The organism is Pseudoalteromonas sp. Ld19 (genome assembly GCF_045064135.1).
In the GTDB taxonomy this organism is placed as follows: domain Bacteria; phylum Pseudomonadota; class Gammaproteobacteria; order Enterobacterales; family Alteromonadaceae; genus Pseudoalteromonas; species Pseudoalteromonas aliena.
This window is the reverse complement of the sequence record NZ_JBISHA010000024.1, coordinates 133,018-151,614: the sequence shown is the minus strand read 5'-3', so window position 1 is coordinate 151,614 and position 18,597 is coordinate 133,018. Positions and strand designations below refer to the sequence as shown.

Annotated in this window: 13 protein-coding genes; 5 read left to right on the top strand and 8 right to left on the bottom strand. The window is 38.4% G+C overall.

What is annotated here, in order from left to right; genetic code table 11:
• Window positions 1-51: 51 nt before the first annotated feature.
• The gene (locus tag ACJJVZ_RS19480) at window positions 52-2,082 is read right to left on the bottom strand and encodes a methyl-accepting chemotaxis protein (protein WP_182703153.1); all 2,031 of its coding nucleotides are present in this window, start codon (window positions 2,080-2,082) and stop codon (window positions 52-54) included.
• Between the two features lie 67 nt (window positions 2,083-2,149).
• On the bottom strand, window positions 2,150-2,431 hold the full coding sequence (locus ACJJVZ_RS19475) for an MliC family protein (RefSeq protein ID WP_405602888.1): 282 nt from the start codon (window positions 2,429-2,431) through the stop codon (window positions 2,150-2,152).
• A gap of 147 nt (window positions 2,432-2,578) precedes the next feature.
• Between ACJJVZ_RS19475 and ACJJVZ_RS19470 the strand changes: the two genes are divergently transcribed.
• A complete protein-coding gene (locus ACJJVZ_RS19470) occupies window positions 2,579-3,484 on the top strand; it encodes a DUF808 domain-containing protein (protein ID WP_193155095.1) in 906 nt (301 codons plus the stop codon).
• 44 nt (window positions 3,485-3,528) lie between these two features.
• Here the strand turns inward: ACJJVZ_RS19470 and ACJJVZ_RS19465 are convergent, their stop codons facing one another.
• The 3 genes from ACJJVZ_RS19465 to ACJJVZ_RS19455 all read right to left on the bottom strand — a co-directional run bounded on the left by ACJJVZ_RS19465 (window position 3,529) and on the right by ACJJVZ_RS19455 (window position 8,211).
• Window positions 3,529-4,470 carry a tetratricopeptide repeat protein gene (locus tag ACJJVZ_RS19465; protein ID WP_405602886.1) on the bottom strand — a complete coding sequence of 314 codons (942 nt, stop codon included), beginning with the start codon at window positions 4,468-4,470 and terminating at the stop codon, window positions 3,529-3,531.
• Window positions 4,471-4,576: 106 nt separating this feature from the next.
• Entirely contained in the window at window positions 4,577-5,977 is a 1,401-nt protein-coding gene (locus tag ACJJVZ_RS19460) for a M20/M25/M40 family metallo-hydrolase (RefSeq protein WP_405602883.1), read from the bottom strand.
• Window positions 5,978-6,144: 167 nt separating this feature from the next.
• Window positions 6,145-8,211, bottom strand: coding sequence for a TonB-dependent siderophore receptor (locus ACJJVZ_RS19455; RefSeq protein WP_405602880.1), 2,067 nt, complete (start codon window positions 8,209-8,211; stop codon window positions 6,145-6,147).
• A gap of 192 nt (window positions 8,212-8,403) precedes the next feature.
• On the opposite strand from ACJJVZ_RS19455, the gene dbpA reads away from it, so the two are divergent.
• Entirely contained in the window at window positions 8,404-9,792 is a 1,389-nt protein-coding gene (gene dbpA / locus ACJJVZ_RS19450; RefSeq protein ID WP_165743273.1) for an ATP-dependent RNA helicase DbpA, read from the top strand.
• A gap of 19 nt (window positions 9,793-9,811) precedes the next feature.
• Here the strand turns inward: dbpA and ACJJVZ_RS19445 are convergent, their stop codons facing one another.
• Window positions 9,812-10,384, bottom strand: coding sequence for a DNA-J related domain-containing protein (locus ACJJVZ_RS19445; RefSeq protein WP_405602876.1), 573 nt, complete (start codon window positions 10,382-10,384; stop codon window positions 9,812-9,814).
• A gap of 76 nt (window positions 10,385-10,460) precedes the next feature.
• Here ACJJVZ_RS19445 and ACJJVZ_RS19440 point away from each other — a divergent pair, with 76 nt between their 5' ends.
• Window positions 10,461-13,271, top strand: coding sequence for an ATP-binding protein (locus ACJJVZ_RS19440; protein ID WP_405602873.1), 2,811 nt, complete (start codon window positions 10,461-10,463; stop codon window positions 13,269-13,271).
• A gap of 254 nt (window positions 13,272-13,525) precedes the next feature.
• Here the strand turns inward: ACJJVZ_RS19440 and rho are convergent, their stop codons facing one another.
• Together rho and trxA are read right to left on the bottom strand one after the other, a co-directional pair.
• Window positions 13,526-14,785, bottom strand: coding sequence for a transcription termination factor Rho (gene rho / locus ACJJVZ_RS19435; RefSeq protein WP_011326839.1), 1,260 nt, complete (start codon window positions 14,783-14,785; stop codon window positions 13,526-13,528).
• Between the two features lie 187 nt (window positions 14,786-14,972).
• Window positions 14,973-15,299 (bottom strand): thioredoxin TrxA, encoded by a 327-nt coding sequence (gene trxA / locus ACJJVZ_RS19430; protein WP_002960942.1) that lies wholly within the window; start codon window positions 15,297-15,299, stop codon window positions 14,973-14,975.
• A gap of 91 nt (window positions 15,300-15,390) precedes the next feature.
• Here trxA and rhlB point away from each other — a divergent pair, with 91 nt between their 5' ends.
• Entirely contained in the window at window positions 15,391-16,668 is a 1,278-nt protein-coding gene (gene rhlB / locus ACJJVZ_RS19425) for an ATP-dependent RNA helicase RhlB (protein ID WP_077536631.1), read from the top strand.
• Between the two features lie 43 nt (window positions 16,669-16,711).
• Entirely contained in the window at window positions 16,712-18,205 is a 1,494-nt protein-coding gene (gene gppA / locus ACJJVZ_RS19420) for a guanosine-5'-triphosphate,3'-diphosphate diphosphatase (protein ID WP_138584235.1), read from the top strand.
• Window positions 18,206-18,597: the final 392 nt, after the last annotated feature.

The following is an 18,597-nucleotide window of genomic DNA, read 5'->3' as shown; positions in this document are numbered from 1 at the left end:
AAGAGTTAAAGTATTATACCCATTTCATGCAAGGCAAGTCATTACTTGCACTTAAAACTTAAAGCGCTCTACGGCACTTGTTAAGGAGTGTGCAAGTTGATTTACGTCTTCACTTTCGCTTGCTAGGGTTGTTGCGTTGTTGGCATTTAAGGTGGCTTGCTCTGTTACCTTTGCCATTATTTTTTGAATATCGTTACTATTAGTCAATTGTTCATGCGAGGCGTTTGCAATTTGCTCACTCATTTGATTAACCGATAGTAATGTACTCTTGATACGCTCCACGGCCTGGTTTAGTTCAGTACTGTTTTCAACACATTGTTTAGCCTGTTGTTGACCATCGTTAATTTCACTTTGTGTTGTTTTAGTATGTTGTTGTAATGTTTGGATCATGGTATTTATTTCGCTCGTTGAGCTTTGTGTACGCGCAGCTAGTGATCGAACTTCATCAGCGACAACTGCAAATCCTCGTCCGTTTTCACCAGCTCTTGCTGCTTCTATTGCAGCATTGAGCGCAAGTAAGTTTGTTTGCTCAGCAATACTACTAATTGTCTCGACAATGGCACCAATGAGATCGGTAAATTCAGCAAGCTCTTCTGTGCTACTAACTGCTTTATCTAAACGGCTCAATAGTGCCTCAATACTCAGGCTATTTTGATTTGCAATTTGGTTTACGTCATTAGCAAACTGTGAGGCGTTAGTTATTTCACTTGATGTGTTATCGGCTTGTTCATAAACCGCTTGTGAGTTGGTTAACATGTTTTGTGCAAGGGCGGTGGCTTGTGCGCTACGTTCTAATTGTTGCTGTGCAACTATGGTCATTTGTTGGCCTTTTTCACTGGTTTGAATGGCCGATTTATCCAGTTCATGCGCATCGTTACTAATAGCTTTTATTAAATGACTTAAGTCATCACTAAGCTTATTTATATTGTTAAACAAAGTACCAAATTCATCTTTACTACGGGGATGGCTGCGTTTAGAAAAATCTCCTGAGGCAATACGTGTTAAGTCACGATTTACTTTTTTAAGAGGTTTAAGCATCGCGTTGGTTGTAAAAATAGAAATTATAATTAGCAAAGCAATGAGTATTAGGGCTGTGATGATGACTGATTTTGACCCCACACTAATCGCTGACTTAGCATTATCTTGAAGAAGATTAAAGCGTTCATCGGCAAGCTCATTTAGTTTAAGCAGCTGGTTCTCAATATTTATAAACTCCTGCTGAAAACGTTCAAAGCTTTGTTGTGCTGCAGTTTTGTTTTCGAGTGTTTTATTTTGTTCGGTGTAAATACCGCTTGATCCATTTAATAAGGTTCTTAAATCTTTAAACTGAGTGATTAGCTGGGCGACATTTAGATCATTTATAAAAGGTGTGCTCTGTTGCTCTAAATAATTAAAGTTAGGCTCAATATTATCTAGTAAAAAAGAGGTATCTTGCTGGAGGTTGTTTAGCTCGTCAGTGCTGGTTGTTTGTGTAATGTTTTTAATGTTGTTACTTAAGTTAAATAGTAAATCATCAATACGCGTTGCTGTGCCAAACATAGAATTAAGTAGGGGTTGTTGCTTTTCAGGAACGGTTAATAGCTCTATATCAAGTAAGTTATTACTCAAGTTACTTAGTTGCTCGCCAAACTTTTTAATGAGTGTTGCTGTGGTACTTTGTGCTTTAAAGCGTTGCTCTTTGGCAGTAAACATTGCTGCACTTATTGCATTTAACTTATTAAAGTTACCAGTTGTTGTAGCCAGCAGAGTTTGCATGCTTTGCTGCTGCACTAGTTGAGGTTTAAGCGTATTTAGCATTACTAAAAATTGTTTTTGTTCTGCGAGCGCTTGAGTTTTATTTAGTAATAGTAAGTCAGGTTTAGTTTGACTATAAGCGAGAGCATTAAACTTGGTAATTGAAAGGAGCGATAATCTTAAATCTTTACTTACTTGCTGCGTAGGAACTGCGAGGGTTTCTATTCGCAAAGTAGTTGTACTAATTTGATTTAACGACCAGTAAAAAAACAAACTACTGGTTAGCATTAATAGCCCAATGGCGGAAAAGGCTAAGATTATTTTATGTTTTATGGCAATCGAACGCATAACTTCATCAGCAAAATTAAGACTTTATTGAGTGTAGCAGTATTTTTAATAGGTTGTTAGTTCGCCACTAATTAATGCTGCACTGATGCTTTTTCCCTGCAATTATCAACATTGCATTATCTCCTTTACTCCAAAATAATATATTTCCGTTTATGTATTTATTGCCTGAAGCACTTTTTTCATAGTTGAGAGAGTATGTTTGATTATTAAAAGTGAGTTTTGCTTTTTCATCGTTGATAGGCTTGATAATGAGTGTGTTTGCATCGCAAGAATAGAGTGTACTTAGTTGTTTGTCACTGCATGCAATTAAGCTAAGCAAGCTTATTATAAATGCTAAGTGCAGTTTCATTTTCACTTCCTTTGATTTTTAAAATAAACGTCTTTAACTGGCCTCCACTTAAATTCTAATAAGAGAATAACAAAATAAAATTAACCGTTGGTGAAAGCAGCGCTTTACGCTATGTTTACAGCAATATTTTTTGAGCTAGGAAGCTGTATGGCTGGCACTAATCTTTTAACATTACTAGATGATATTACAACCTTACTCGATGACATTGCGACTATGAGTAAAGTGGCAACTAAAAAAACGGCTGGTGTATTGGGCGATGATCTAGCACTTAATGCACAGCAAGTTACAGGTGTTGCCGCTGAGCGTGAGTTACCGGTTGTTTGGGCTGTGGCGAAGGGCTCATTTTTGAATAAAGCGATACTCGTTCCAGCTGCACTACTAATCAGTGTGTGGTTACCGTGGTTAATAACGCCGCTTTTAATCATTGGCGGCTTATTTTTGTGTTTTGAAGGAGCGGAAAAAGTATTTGCTAAGTTTTTACCTGATCATGATGAAGCAGTAGATGAAGATGAAAAATTAGATTTAGTTGAGTATGAAAAACAAAAAGTAAAAGGCGCAATTAGAACTGACTTTATTCTTTCTGCTGAAATTATTGTTATTACACTTGGTACAGTGGCTGGTGCGACATTAATAAATCAAGCATTAGTGCTATGCGTGATTGCGATTGTAATGACTATTGGTGTGTATGGTTTAGTTGCAGGTATTGTTAAATTGGATGATGCAGGGCTTTATTTACTCAACCAATCTAAGGTGAAAGCTAATAAATTTAAAGAGTTACTAGGTAAAGGTTTGCTCGCTGCCGCACCTAGGCTAATGCAGTTTTTAGCGTTTGCTGGCACAATCGCGATGTTTTTAGTGGGTGGCGGTATTTTGGTTCATGGTATTAATGTGTTGCATCATAAACAGTTGGATGTAACAAGCTATGCTCAGTCGGTTGCTGGCGGCACAGGAGAAATATTAGCGCCACTAATATTTGATGGTTTGCTAGGTGTTGCTGCTGGTTTAGTTGTTGTGCTTATGCATGTAGCTTACACAAAGCTATTTAAAAAATAATTTATAGCTGGCGTATTTGCTGCGCCAGCTATATTGAAATTCACTCATTCACAGTTAGCTACTTTACAAAGAGATTCTAATTCAAATTGTGCTTTGGTATTTTTCTGTTCAATTGCTTTCTTATACCAATAAATAGCCTGCTGATAGCTTTGATCAGTTCCTTGTCCATCGCGATACATTTGCGCTAAATTCAATTGTCCCCACTGAGAGCCTGATTCAGCAGCGAGTTTAAAGCTATCAAGTGCTTCGTTAAATAATCCATCTTTAAAATAAATAATGCCTTGTTGATTGTTTTTATCGAGCTTTAAGCCCTTATATAGTGGCTTAGGTTTAGGAGGATGCATCACAAACCCACCATAAAGGATGTTGGCATAAGGGCGCAGCACGTCGTAAATAGCTTCATCTTTATACAAACGCTTTACTTCATCACGAGGCAGGGTGATTGTTTTAGTGGAAAAGTAATTGTCTTGAATTAGTTGGCTAGTTCTCATTGCTAAAGTAATACTATTATTACGTTTATAGCTGTAGTTACTTATCTGAAAGGTAATAAATTGTTCGTCAACGCTTAACACTTGAGCAATTTTTAAGTTGGTTAGGGTCCAGGGCTCGTGTGTAAATTTGTCGGCGTGTACTAAGTAGGTATCATATATTTTAGGCGTATTTAAATAGCTTTTCTTTCGAGTCTCGCTATTAAGGTGCTGCTGATAAAAAAATAAAACAATCCAAAGTAATAAAAATACACCAATAAAGTATTTAGGTAGGCTGAGTTTTTCTATTAACGGTAGTTGCGTTATTTTAACGGGTTCGCTTTTTCCGCATTGATAGCACTCGCGTTTATAACTCAATTTTAAGGTAAGCATAGGTAAAATAATAAAGCGTAGGTAGCGGCTTTTATTCACTAAATGGTAGGTATCGCTTTGACAGTCGGGGCAGCGTATTGGTTGTGTAAAATGTGGAAATGATTCGCTGGTATTGAAAAGCAACATAAAGCACGCTCCTTGTTTAATTACCTAAAGGTAAAACAAGAAGCGTGTTAGTTAAAGCTACAAACTGTAAGTAAGTATGTCTGTTACTATTTAATCAGAGTTCAGGTTATTTATTTTGAGCTTTAGGCTTAATCGTTGTTTTAGCATCGGCAGCCATTAAAGCAAATACAGCGTATGCAGCGGTATTTTGACGAAGCTTAGCGGGTGTTACTTTATCAAGCGTATCGTCGGCTGTGTGATGGTAATCAAAGTAATCTGTTCCATCTTGCGCAAGTTCAAAAATAGGCGCTGACGTTGCTGCTTTAAGTGGAATTAGATCAGGGCCACCATTCGCTTGGTTTCTACCAATATACTCAATATTTAATGGCGCAAGTTCTTTTGCTATAGCGCGCACTACAGGCAGTGACTCTGCGCTTACATTCGATTCAAAAGCATATACAACATCGGCACCAAAATCAGACTCAGCGGCTGCAACTATATTGTTTAGCTCATTATTGTGCTGTGCAAAGTAAGCTTTAGCACCCCAGAGACCGAGTTCTTCAGCGGCAAAAAGCACCACGCGAATACTACGTTTAGTGCGTTTTACATCGCTAATATGTTTTGCTGCTGCCATTGTTAGTGCAACGCCTGCGCCGTCATCTAATGCGCCAGTCCCTAAGTCCCAAGAATCTAAATGCCCGCCTATTAACACATATTGCTCGGGATTTTCGGTACCATTAAATTGGCCAATAACGTTATAACCAGTGCCTTGACCACGATCTTCATTTTGCACATTAATATTTACAGTAACGCTTTTGCCCAGCGCAATGAGGCGAGCAACTTGGTCAGCATCAGGATTGGCAATCGTTACGTTAGGGATTTTTGTTACGCCGTCTTTATAGTGGCTACCACCAGTATGCGCAAAACGGTGATGCGCAGTACTGACTGAACGCATCATATAACCAATTGCACCTTTTTTAGCGGCTTCCACAGAACCAGTTGAACGTGCACGAACGGCAGGGCCATAACCATTACCATCAATGTCGCGGTTCATACGGTAGTTAATATAGGCAATTTTACCTTTCAAGCTATTTGCTGGGGCTGCGATCAACTCATCAAGGGTTTCAAATAATATAACTTCAGCAGTAATACCGTCTTTTGGTGTGCTCACACTATGACCAAGTGCGGTTAAATGTAGTGTTTGTTCACTCGGGGAAAGAATTTTACCGCTTTCACTGAAGCGGCGCCATTCAGGGAAAGTTGCTTCTTCTAGCCATACCTTATCAAAACCCAGTTCATTAAATTTTTCTTGTGCCCATGCAACGGCTTTTTTATCATTTTCTGTACCAGGAAGGCGTGGGCCTACTTCAGTTGTTAACGACTCTAGTAATTTATAACTTAAATCACTATTGAGTGCAGAGGTACGTACTTCGTCTATTTGTTGTAATTGTTTTTGCGTAAATTCCGTGTTGCTTGCGTTTGCAGTCAGACTGCTAGTAAGCAGCAGTGCGGTAATCAATTTTTTCATATTGGAAGGCCTTTTTAATATTTAACACTATTAGAACATGTAATAAACATGATAAAAAATAGATGAGATGAATAGGCTTGGTAATAGATTTAATACTGTTAGGTATAAATGTTTAGATATAAAAAAGCCCGCGTACATGTACGCGGGCTATATTTTAACACTTTAATTTAAAAGCTAAATTGCGCTGCTAAACGAAGATTAGTACCTTCGCCAACAGTTACGTTATTAGTGCCGCCACCTGCAAGATAATTGGTATCAAATAAGTTTTTAACGTTTAAACGTAGGTTGATATCAGTATTGTTTATATTAAATTTGTAAGTTGCACCAATATCAACGCGGGTATACGCGTCCTTAGTAATGGTGTTATTACTATTAGCAAAACGTTCGCCTTCATAAAAAGCACCGGCATTAAATGCAATGGCGTCGTTTAACTCATAGCGAGTCCAAAGAGATGCAGACCATTTTGGTGTATCTGTTGGACGTGCGTTGCCTTGAACATATTCAGCATCAATGTACATTGTTGATGCCATAACAAATAAACGATCTGTGGCTGCGCCTTGTGCACTTAGTTCAAAACCCTTGTGGCGTTGTTCACCGGCCTGTGTTGTGATTGTTTCAATATTACCCACTGGATTATCTAACTGCTCAGTGATCAGGGTGCCTGTTTTACTAATATCGAAGAGCGCGCTACTTAGCATTAAGCGATCATCAAACAGTTGCCACTTTATACCAATTTCTTTTTGTTCAGAAGTAACAGCATCAAGTTTCATGCCGTTATTGGCATCATTTTCATTGATTAAGGTATCACTACTTTGTGGTTCAAAGCCTTCAGAATAACTACCATATATAGTTGCTGAAGCATTCGGGTGGTATAACACGCCAAATTTAGGCACGAATGACTCATTGTCTGCGCCTTCTTTATTTTGTTTGTCAAATCGACCACCGACAGATACTTGCCACTCTGGTGTGAATGTCATCAAATCTTGGAAATAAACGCCATAGAAGTCATATTTAGATTCTCGTTTGGTTGTATCTGTTGTGTAACTCACGTCTGGGCGAGCTGGCTCAATTTGGCCAGCAGAGTAGGTAATAGAGTCACTAGAAGTGCGTAATTGACCATAGTAATAATCAAGCGAATTTGCACCAATCAATAGTTGGTGTTGAACGCCTGCGGTTTCAAATTCACCGATAAAGTCAATAAATGCAGTGGTAAACTGCCAGTCATCAAAACGATCATAAGGGCGAGATTCATAGCTATCACCTTCAGTAAAAGAAGAAGGTTTACGAGGTGCTGATTCAAAACGTTGGCGTTCAAACGTTTGTTCGTTATAGCCAAGCTTTACTTGCCAGTTATCGGTTAAAAATACTTCTAGGTCTACACCTAGGTTTTCTACCGTTATATCGGTAAATGCCCAAGACATATCGCGAATTGTTTTGTCATCGCCAATTACGTTAGCATTTTCATCAATCCAAGCGCCAGTATCTAACCCTGCTTTATCATCTGTGCGGTCATAATGGACACGTACTAATGCGTTGTCGCTAATATCGTAATCTACAACTAAAGCACCTAAAAATCGGTCGCGTTCACGGTTTTCACCATTTTGGTACTCACGCCAGTAGTCAACGTCTTGCTTTACTAAAATACCACGAGCACGTAAATCTTCCGATTCAGTTAATGCGCCTGCAGCATCTACCATAAAGCGAGTAGAACCATGCTGATCTACATCGGCACTGGCATTAAATAATGTTTGTGCAGTTGGTTTTTTGGTTACCATATTTACCAAGCCACCTGGGCCTGATTGACCATATAAAATGCTTGATGGACCCTTAATAACCTCTACTTGCTGCAGGATTTCGATTGGTTGTTGGTAGTGTGACCAATGCTGATGCCCGTCGCGTAAATAACCTGTTGATGAGCTTAACTCAAAGCCACGTAAATTAAATACTTCGCGGTTACGTTGTTGCGAGCCTGCAGTTAAGCTTGCGTCATTGGTAAGCACTTCGCCAAGGGTTGTGGCTAGTTGCTCGTTAACAATAGTATCCGTTATTACAGTGACAGATTGTGCAGTTTCAAGTAATGAGGCTGATGTTCTCATTGCACCATTAGCGTTATCTACTTTGTAGTCATTAAAGTAACTACCTTTTACTTCTATGTGTTCAAGATCGGTAGTGGTTGCAGATACGTTTGTTGTAATGCTTGCCAATAGTGCTATGTAAAGAGGATTCAGTTTCATTTATTGCTTCCAGAGCTGTTATGTAAAAAACAATCGGGATCTTAATGAAAACTACTATCATTTTCAACTACTATTATTAACCTACATTTATAATGTGTTTGTTCATGGTTGCCAATTACGAATTCTGCTATTATTAGCGGCATATTCAGTGGGGTTTTCTCCCATGTTATTTTTATTGCTATGGAATTTATTGTGACTTCAACTGCTTTTTCATCTTTGGCTTTACCAGCTGGACTCGTTGATAACTTATCAACACTTGGTTATGCCCACATGACACCTGTACAAGCGCAAAGTTTACCGCCTGTACTTGCTGGTAAAGACATCATTGCTCAGGCAAAAACCGGCTCAGGTAAAACTGCTGCGTTTAGTTTGGGTGTATTAGCTAAATTAAACGTAAAACGCTTTCGTATTCAATCGTTAGTGTTGTGTCCGACTCGTGAGCTTGCCGAGCAGGTTGCGGTTGAAATGCGCAAATTAGCACGCGGCATTCATAACATTAAAATATTGACGTTATGTGGTGGCGTTTCAATTGGTCCACAAATAGGCTCACTTGAACATGGCGCACATATTATTGTTGGCACCCCTGGGCGTGTTGATGACCATATTCGTAAAGGTACTTTACGTTTGGATGATGTTGAAACGTTGGTACTTGATGAAGCCGATCAAATGCTTGATATGGGTTTTCAAGACACATTAGATGCAATTATTGAGCGTATTCCACAAAATCGTCAAACATTGTTATTCAGTGCAACATTCCCACGCGCTATAGAAGCAATTGCTAAGCGTGTACTTAAAAACCCAGAAATGGTTAAAGTAGAAGAAGAGCAAGCCAAGAGCACAATTAAGCAGTACTTCTACAAAATGGATAATAATAAGCAGCGTTATCCAACGCTTAAATTATTGCTACTTAAATTTACGCCACAAAGCTGTGTTGTATTTTGTAATACCAAAGTAGAAACACAACAAGTATGTGATGATTTAGCCGACGAAGGCTTTAGCGCAGTTGCGCTGCACGGTGATTTAGAACAGCGCGATCGTGAACGTACGTTAATTCACTTTTCAAACAAGAGTGCTTCAATACTTGTTGCCACCGATGTTGCAGCACGTGGTTTAGATATTGATGATATGGATATGGTTATTAACTACCATTTAGCACATGACACGCAAACACATGTACATCGTGTTGGTCGTACTGGTCGCGCTGGTAAAAAGGGCATTGCATGTTCGATTTACGGTGAAGCAGAAGCGTTTAAAATTGCACAAATTGGCGAACATTACGAACGTGATATTACGCCTGAGCAAATGCCGCCGTTTAATTTATTAGACAAGCCGCCTTACCGCCCTGAAATGGTTACTTTAATGATAGATTCAGGTAAAAAGCAGAAAGTCCGCGCTGGGGATATTTTAGGTGCTTTAACAGGTAAAGATGGGGTTGCAGGTCGTCAAGTGGGAAAAATTAACGTACTTGATAATGTAGCGTTTGTTGCTGTTGAACGTAACTCATCAAAGCCGGCACTTCGTAAACTAACCGAAGGCAATATTAAAGGGCGTAAAATACGCGCTCGTCGCCTTACTCGCTAGTACATTCTTAAATAGCACATTAACGGGCAGTATTTTTTAGCTGCTCGTATTCCTCTTTTATTTGCTTAAACTTTATTTCGCAGCCATCGGGCTTATCGGGATGATGTTTCAGTGCCTGTTGTCTCCAGCATTTTTGTAACTCTTTTAATGTATAGTTGTTTGGTAATTGCCACTTGCTTGTAAGTGCGTGATAATCTTCTTGCGTTAAAGTTGGTCTAGTATATTCGCGTTCAAATTTCCCCCAAAAACCATTTAATAGTGCATCAACTTCTTGTGTTGAAGTGTCATAATTTTGCCAATCTAAATAGTAGTCCCTCAAACTTGTTCTGTGTGAAATTGGGTTTTTTACACTTTTTTCTAAGAGTTCTATATGTAAAGTTGAGATTAACAGTATTTGTGGGAGTAGTTGCTCTTGCAACTGATATAAAGCATTCATGATTAAAAAGTTACGCTTAAATAAATCGCGTTGAGGGTTCTCATCCAATGACTTTACTGCACCGCAGCTTATTAGTTCTGATGCTAGAATATGAACTTGCCAGACCTTCTTTGTTAATATTATGTCAAAAATTTTGTCTATCAGTGGGTTAAGCATTGTTTACGCCCTAGTTATTAGTGTATCTTCGATAATAATTACATTGTTATAAGTAACAATTTGAAGGATTGAAACTATGCAAGGCAAGCTTAAATGCCTCTTATTCATTGTATGCAGTTTGCTCTTTATACCAAGTTATGGTCAACAAGTTACTTCAATCTTAGAGGAATTGAAGGAACAAAAGCAATGGGATGCAAAGCTTCAATTAGGAGATACGCTACTCAATGATCAAAAAGTTACTCCACAAGAACGTGTTATAGTATACGCAGAGCTTGCCGATACAGCGCTTTCTATTGGTAAATACGGCGATGCGTTAAATTACTTTCAATTACTTGAGCTACAAACATCCGATTCATTTCTCCCTAATGAACACTTCCGTGCAATAAAAATGCAAGGTGTTACGCTATTTTATCAGGGCTTGTTTCAGCGCGCTATTGCTGAATACGAGCGTGCACTTGATATTGCAAAGCTAAAAAATAAATCATTAGAACAAGCTAACTTATTAAATAATATAGGGTTAGCTTATTTTGAAATGCACAAATTGGTAATGACTCTTGAATACTATTTAAAAGCAAAAGCGCTCTATGAGGCAGGCGGTAGTGAGCAAGATCAGAGTGATATTTTACTCAACATAGCGGGTGTTTATATGCGCTTATCTCGTTATGAAAATGCAATGAATATCTATCAGGATGTTGTAAAAATATTTCGAAAAATAGGGGATGACCTCGGTATTGCCATCGTTCATAACAATATAGGGGTGGCGTATTTTGAGAGTAATCAGCTAGATTTAGCGCTGCATTATTATCAGTTAGCATTGCGTTATTATTTATCTGCTGATGACTTTAATAAGCTAGCTAATCAGTACACTAACCTTGCAAATGTAAATATTGCTTTAAACAAGGTCGATGTAGCGTACGAGCAAGCAAACTTAGCGATAGAGTACGCATTAAAAATTGATAACCATAATTTAGAACTAAGTGCGCTGCATGCCTTAGCAAAAGTTTTGTTTGTAAAAGGGATGTTAGATGATGCAAAAATTAACATTGAGCGCGTTTTTGAGTTACTTAAAGAGCATAGTAATGATCGTATTATGCGAGAAGGGCTTGGTACTTATGCTTTAATAGAGGGGGCGCTTGGAAATTACGAAAATGCTATGCAGCAGCACGAAAGGTATAAGATTGAGCAGCGTAAATTAAGAAGTGAGTCCATTATTCAAGCTTTGGCTGTGTTAGAAAAGCAATTTAAGGCTACGCAATTAAACCAAGAAATTAAAGAATTAAAACAAGACCGCAAAGTGCAAGAGCTAAAAATGAATCAACGTTCGCAGTTGACGATATTCATTTTTGTCTTATTATTTTTGGTAGTCGTGACCGGTGTTGCCTTGTATCGACGCGGTTCAGAAAAACGTGCAAAGCAGTATCTTGCTGAGCAGGTTGAACAGCGGACTTCAGAGCTAAAAGCGGTAGCTCAAGAGTTAAGAGAAGCGAACGATGTTAAAAGTCAATTTTTAGCTAATATTAGCCACGAAATTAGAACGCCATTGACGGCCATCCTAGGCCAAACTGATGACTTGATTAATGGGCTTTATGAGCCTGATCAGCTTCAAGATGAACTAAAGATAATACAACGCCATAGCGATCATCTAAAAAGCTTAATTAATGATGTGCTCGATTTGAGTAAGATTGAAGCCAATAGATTAGAGTTAAGTATTTCTTGTTTTGATATTGTTCAATTAGTTAGTGATGTGCACACTATGTTTAGCATGCAAGCTAAAGCAAAAGATTTGCACTTAGTTTTAGACAATCAAATAGGGGATGAGTTTTATACCAAACTTGATTTAACCCGTGTGAAGCAAATTCTTATTAATTTGTGTGCAAATGCAATTAAATTTACTCACTCAGGACAGGTAATTGTCGCGTTAAATAAAACAGAGCAAGGGTTAGTACTGAGCGTTAAAGATACAGGGATAGGTATGAGCTCATCACAATTAAAGTTCATATTTGAATGCTTCAGCCAAGCAGATAATAGTATAAGTCGTCGTTTTGGTGGAACAGGCTTGGGTCTTAGCTTATCGCAACAACTTGCTTCCATGATGGGCGGATATATTAGTGTGCAAAGCGAATATAAAAAAGGCAGTCAGTTTTCTTTCTTTTTACCTTGTGTGGAAGCAGATAAAAAATCGAATTTTGTCGAAAATAAAGAACCACTGACTATAGATAAAGCATTAAATGGTCGAGTTTTACTTGCTGAGGATCACTCAGATAACCGTAGATTTATAAGTCGTTATTTACGCTCTTTAGGGCTTGATGTTATTGCAGTAGAAAATGGAGAGCAAGCTGTAGAGCAGTGTTTGCAAGAAGATCCAGACCTTGTATTACTTGATATTCAAATGCCAGTAATGGATGGGCGTGCCGCTTTTCAGTTATTAAAAAAATGTGGTTTTCAACGACCCATTTTTGCCTTGACTGCCAATGCGATGAGTCATGAGGTGGATGAATATTTAGCATTAGGGTTTAGTGGCTACTTAGCCAAGCCTGTAGACAAAAAACTATTTTATAAAGCAATTTCTCAACATTTAGCGTTGATAGAGACACAAGATCAAGTTGATATTGATATGAGTGATTTAGTGGTTAGCTTTAAACAAAGTTTTACTTTAGAAAATGAAACCATAACACAGCATTTCATAAATAAAGATTTAGATGCGCTTCAAAAAGACAGCCACCGAATACTCGGTGCGGCACAAATGTTTGGATTAGATGAAATAGCACATGCAGCTAAAAATCTTGATAGAGCGCTTTTAAAAATGCCCAATAGTCGTAATTTATTGGAAGTTGAAGAACTGGTGTATAGCTTACAAACGGTACTTAAAAAATATAATGAAAGTTAGTTTATAAGGAATACCAATTTTATTAAAAACATGATCATTCTAGTGTATTAAATAGCTCACTAACTACGTTAAAAATTATTTATATAGAACAACTATGTATCATAATTTTAGCCTTGTTATTGAGCTATTTCCGTATCGCTATAATAGATCACTAATTTAATGCAATTGGTATAACCTAAGATCAGGTTAAGTATTTATAAAACACCTTAGATAATAAAAAAGCGCCAATTGGCGCTTTTTTTAGATTTGAATGCTTATTGGCGCTTCATCGAATCAAAAAATTCATCGTTAGTCTTACTCATCGATAATTTATCGATTAGGAATTCCATAGCATCGATTTCTGACATATCATGAACAATCTTACGTAAAATCCAAAGCTTCTGTAGCTCATCTGGTTTAGTAAGTAGCTCTTCACGACGAGTACCTGAGCGGTTAAAGTCAATAGCTGGAAATACACGTCTTTCCGCAATTTTACGGTTAAGATGTAATTCCATATTACCAGTACCTTTAAACTCTTCGTAGATAACTTCATCCATTTTAGAGCCAGTATCAATAAGTGCTGTCGCAATAATTGTTAAACTACCACCTTCTTCAACATTACGTGCTGCGCCAAAGAAACGCTTAGGTTTGTGTAATGCATTGGCATCAACACCACCAGTTAGTACTTTTCCTGATGAAGGAATAACGGTGTTATAAGCACGTGCTAAACGAGTGATTGAATCTAATAAGATAACAACATCTTTTTTATGCTCAACTAAACGTTTTGCCTTTTCGATAACCATTTCGGCAACTTGTACGTGACGAGAAGCTGGCTCATCAAACGTTGATGCAATAACTTCACCTTTAACTAGGCGCTGCATTTCTGTTACTTCTTCCGGACGCTCATCAATTAGTAATACCATTAATGTTGCATCTGGGTGGTTGTGTGTAATTGATTGTGCAATATTTTGTAATAGCATTGTTTTACCCGCTTTTGGCGGTGCTACTAACAAACCACGTTGGCCGCGGCCAATTGGTGAGGCTAAATCAAGTACACGGGCTGTAATATCTTCTTTACTGCCGTTACCACGTTCCATACGAAAGCGTTCGTTTGCATGTAGTGGGGTAAGGTTTTCAAAAAGAATTTTAGTTCGAGAGTTTTCAGGTTTATCAAAGTTAACTTCATTTACTTTAAGTAAAGCAAAGTAACGTTCACCGTCTTTAGGTGGACGAATAAGACCTGATATTGAATCGCCAGTACGCATGCTGAAACGGCGAATTTGGCTAGGTGAAACATAAATGTCATCTGGCCCAGCTAAGTAAGAGGCTTCTGATGATCTTAAGAAACCAAAACCATCTTGTAAAATCTCTAATACACCGCCGCCGAAGATATTTTCTCCGCCTTTGGCATGGGATTTAAGAATGGCAAAAATGATATCTTGCTTTCTTAAGCGGGCTACGTTTTCGAGCCCCATGGACTCAGCTAAGTCTACAAGCTCTTTAATGGACTTGTCTTTTAATTCGCGTAAATGCATATTGGTGGGTTCTTTATTACAGTTGTCATACTCAAAATCGCTTTGATAGTTGAGTGAGGTTTGTTGAATATAACTAAGGATTAGTTGGCTTTATAAACTAGCAGTTCACTGGCAAAGCGTCCAGTCTTTATACAAAATAAATTTAAAAAAGGGTAAAAAAACCCTTTTTTATAGTTCTAGCTTACAATTAGATGTTGTTTTCTAAAAACTCGATAAGTTGAGTTTTTGAAAGTGCACCTACTTTTGTTGCAGCTACTTGGCCATCTTTAAAAAGAAGCAAAGTAGGGATGCCACGAATACCAAATTTTGGCGGTGTGCCCGCATTTTGGTCAATGTTCAATTTAGCAACAGTCACACGGCTGTCGTATTCATCAGCAACTTCGTGAAGAATAGGGGCGATCATTTTACAAGGTCCACACCATTCAGCCCAGAAATCTACTAGTACTGGTTTGTCTGATTGTAATACGTCAGCTTCAAAGCTATCGTCAGTAATTTGGATTATTTTCTCGCTCATTGCGCTCTCCGATTTAGTTAGGCGAAATATTTAGTGCGTATTTAAACACTCTTGTTTCTTATTGCAAGTTTAAACGTTATGCTTAAACGCTATGACTAAGACACATTTAACCGATAAAAAGTTTTCAGACTTTGCTATCGCACCGGAAGTGGTTGCCGGTTTAACCGAGAATGGGTTTGAATATTGCACACCTATTCAAGCAAAATGCCTACCTTTTATTTGTGATGGACGCGATATCGCGGGCCAAGCTCAAACTGGTACAGGCAAAACGTTGGCGTTTTTAACTGCCACGTGCCATCGGTTATTACAATCTAGCAAAGCACCTAGTAAACATCCAAGAGCCCTGATCATGGCCCCGACTCGGGAGCTTGCGATTCAGATACACAAAGATGCTAAAATTTTAGCGCCGCACTGTAATCTTAACTTAGGTTTAGTATATGGTGGCGAAGATTACGAAAAACAACGTGCACAACTAGAAAAAGGCGTTGATATTTTAATTGGTACTACAGGTCGCCTAATTGATCTGTATAAGCAAGGCTGTTACACCCTTAATGAAATTGAGGTAGTCGTGCTTGACGAAGCTGATCGTATGTTCGATTTAGGCTTTATTAAAGATATTCGCTATATGTTCGATCGTATGCCAGATACATCGAAGCGTTTAAACTTATTATTTTCTGCCACGCTTTCATATCGTGTGCAAGAACTAGCGTTTGAGCATATGACAAACCCAGAGCACGTTCAAATTGAACCTGACGTTAAAACGGGTAAACGTATTCAAGAAGAGCTATTTCATCCTTCGCAAGAAGATAAAATTAAGTTGTTGTTAACCTTAATTGAAGAAGAATGGCCAGAGAAAGCAATCGTGTTTGCAAATACCAAGCACAGCTGTGAAACAGTATATGCGTGGTTAAAGTCTGATGGCCATCGTGTTGGTATGTTAACTGGTGATGTAAATCAGAAAAAACGTCAAAGTATATTAGCGCAGTTCAGTAAAGGCGAATTAGACTTTTTAGTGGCAACTGACGTTGCAGCACGTGGTTTACATATTCCAGAAGTGAGCCATGTATTTAACTTTGATTTACCTGACGATTGCGAAGATTACGTACACCGTATTGGTCGTACTGGCCGCGCTGGTGCATCTGGGCATGCAATTAGTTTTGCGTGTGAGCAGTATGCATACAATCTTCATGAAATCGAAGAATATATAGAGCACAGCATTCCTTTATCGCATTACGATAAAACAGCATTGTTAGATGATTTAACACAGCCTATTATTCAAAGAAAGCGCAACTATTCAACAGGTCCACGTAACCGCAGTAACAACAGCGGACGTCGTCCAAATAATAGTTACCAAAAAGGACGGTCGTAAGCGACCGTTTGTATAAGTAGTAGTAACTAGAGGTTTTTGAACGGTGGGGCAACTTAAACCGCAAAAAAATGTGTACGCAGTTATTGATTTGGGTTCAAATAGCTTTCATATGCTTATTGCCAAATCAATTGCTGGCGGTCTGCAAACAATTGGCCGTGTAAAACGCAAGGTCAGACTAGCCGCAGGGCTTGATAAAAACAACGTATTAAGTACAGAAGCAATGCAACGAGGGTGGGAATGTCTCACTCTTTTTGCTGAGCGCTTACAAGATATCCCAAATCAAAATATCACTATTGTGGCAACGGCTACTCTGCGCTTAGCGACTAATGCTGATGTATTCAAAACTCAAGCTGAAAAAATCCTCGGTCATAAAGTTAATGTGATCAGCGGCGAATTAGAAGCTAGAACAATTTATAAAGGTGTTGCTCATACATCTTCTTGTACAGGCAAACAGCTTGTTATTGATATTGGTGGTGCAAGTACTGAAGTGGTAATAGGTAAAGCCTTTGACGCCCTACATTACAAAAGCCTTAATATGGGTTGCGTTACTTATCTTGAACGTTACTTTAAAGATTGTCAGTTAAGTAATAGCAACTTTAACGCAGCTATAAAAGCAGCACGCACTATTATTGATGAAATATCCTCAGAATATAAAGCAGCTGGTTGGAAAATTGCCTCTGGAGCTTCAGGTACAGTACAAGCTATTCAAGAAATCATGGTCGCTCAAAATCTTGATGACTTGCTTACACTTAAAAAACTTAACAGCATAAAAGAGCAAGCAATTGAATTTAGCACTATTGCAGCGTTGGATCTCCCTGGATTAAGTGAAGACCGCCGACTGGTCTTTGTATCAGGACTCGCTATCTTAATAGCACTATTTGAATCTCTGGAAATAGACACAATGGGACTCGCAGGTGGCGCGCTCCGTGAAGGTGTTTTATATAGCATGGTTCCGGAATTCCATAATAACGATATTCGTAAACGCACTGTCGATGGATTTATGAGCCGTTATCATGTCGATCAAAAGCAAGCATGTCGAGTTTCAAGCTTAGCTGTTCAATTAGCTGCAAATATTAATAAAGATTGGCCAGTTGAAAGTTTAAATGGCCTACCACTGTTAAAAGCAGTCGCACAGCTTCATGAGATCGGATTGCTAATAGAGTATAAGCAGTATCATAAACACACGGCTTATATTTTAGAAAATACTGATATGCCGGGTTTCTCACAATCAGAGCATAAGCTGATTGCGGTAGTCGCAGGAGCGCACCGTTCTGATTTTCAAAAAGGTTGCTTTAATTCACTTGGTTCAAATAGCCTATTGGCTCAGTATATTGTTAGGTTACTGCGTATTGCAGTTATTTTATCAATGCGTAGACAAGATGATGTATTACCTAGGTTTGAGTTAAGTGCTAAAAATGAAGTGTTAGACCTTAAGTTTGAAAGTAACTGGTTAAAAGAGCATCCATTAATGGCCAGCGAGCTACAACAAGAGTCTAAACAGCAAGGTAAACTTGGGTGGAAGCTCACAGTAAACTAGTTTAAAGGCCCGCGAGGGTCTTTTTAGTGTTTAAAATGACCGTTTCGATGTAAATATCTGCGAACAGCACATTATTTCAAGTTTTCTTCAAAAAAGGGTTGATCTGTTTTCGGATCTCCCTATAATGCGACCCCACTGAGACGGGAAAGGTCAACGCCTAGCGAGACCCAAACTACTCAGGGTGTTAGTGGTGTGAGCCATTAAGCTAACTTGTACTAATTACCCGTGAGGCTTAACCATACAACGCCAAACGCGTTTTATGTGATAGTGAAACAAGCGAAGAAGTTAATATGACTAAAGTAGATATTACTTAAAGACTTAAAAAATATTATCAGATATTTTCCAAATTCAAGAGGTGACTCTTAGCGCGTAGCGTTAACATTGAGGCACCT

Coding starts and splice junctions, on each gene's coding strand:
- ACJJVZ_RS19480 (WP_182703153.1), bottom strand. CDS start 2,082: ATGCGTTCGATTGCCATAAAACATAAAATAATCTTAGCCTTTTCCGCC.
- ACJJVZ_RS19475 (WP_405602888.1), bottom strand. CDS start 2,431: ATGAAACTGCACTTAGCATTTATAATAAGCTTGCTTAGCTTAATTGCA.
- ACJJVZ_RS19470 (WP_193155095.1), top strand. CDS start 2,579: ATGGCTGGCACTAATCTTTTAACATTACTAGATGATATTACAACCTTA.
- ACJJVZ_RS19465 (WP_405602886.1), bottom strand. CDS start 4,470: ATGTTGCTTTTCAATACCAGCGAATCATTTCCACATTTTACACAACCA.
- ACJJVZ_RS19460 (WP_405602883.1), bottom strand. CDS start 5,977: ATGAAAAAATTGATTACCGCACTGCTGCTTACTAGCAGTCTGACTGCA.
- ACJJVZ_RS19455 (WP_405602880.1), bottom strand. CDS start 8,211: ATGAAACTGAATCCTCTTTACATAGCACTATTGGCAAGCATTACAACA.
- ACJJVZ_RS19445 (WP_405602876.1), bottom strand. CDS start 10,384: ATGCTTAACCCACTGATAGACAAAATTTTTGACATAATATTAACAAAG.
- ACJJVZ_RS19440 (WP_405602873.1), top strand. CDS start 10,461: ATGCAAGGCAAGCTTAAATGCCTCTTATTCATTGTATGCAGTTTGCTC.
- rho (WP_011326839.1), bottom strand. CDS start 14,785: ATGCATTTACGCGAATTAAAAGACAAGTCCATTAAAGAGCTTGTAGAC.
- trxA (WP_002960942.1), bottom strand. CDS start 15,299: ATGAGCGAGAAAATAATCCAAATTACTGACGATAGCTTTGAAGCTGAC.
- rhlB (WP_077536631.1), top strand. CDS start 15,391: ATGACTAAGACACATTTAACCGATAAAAAGTTTTCAGACTTTGCTATC.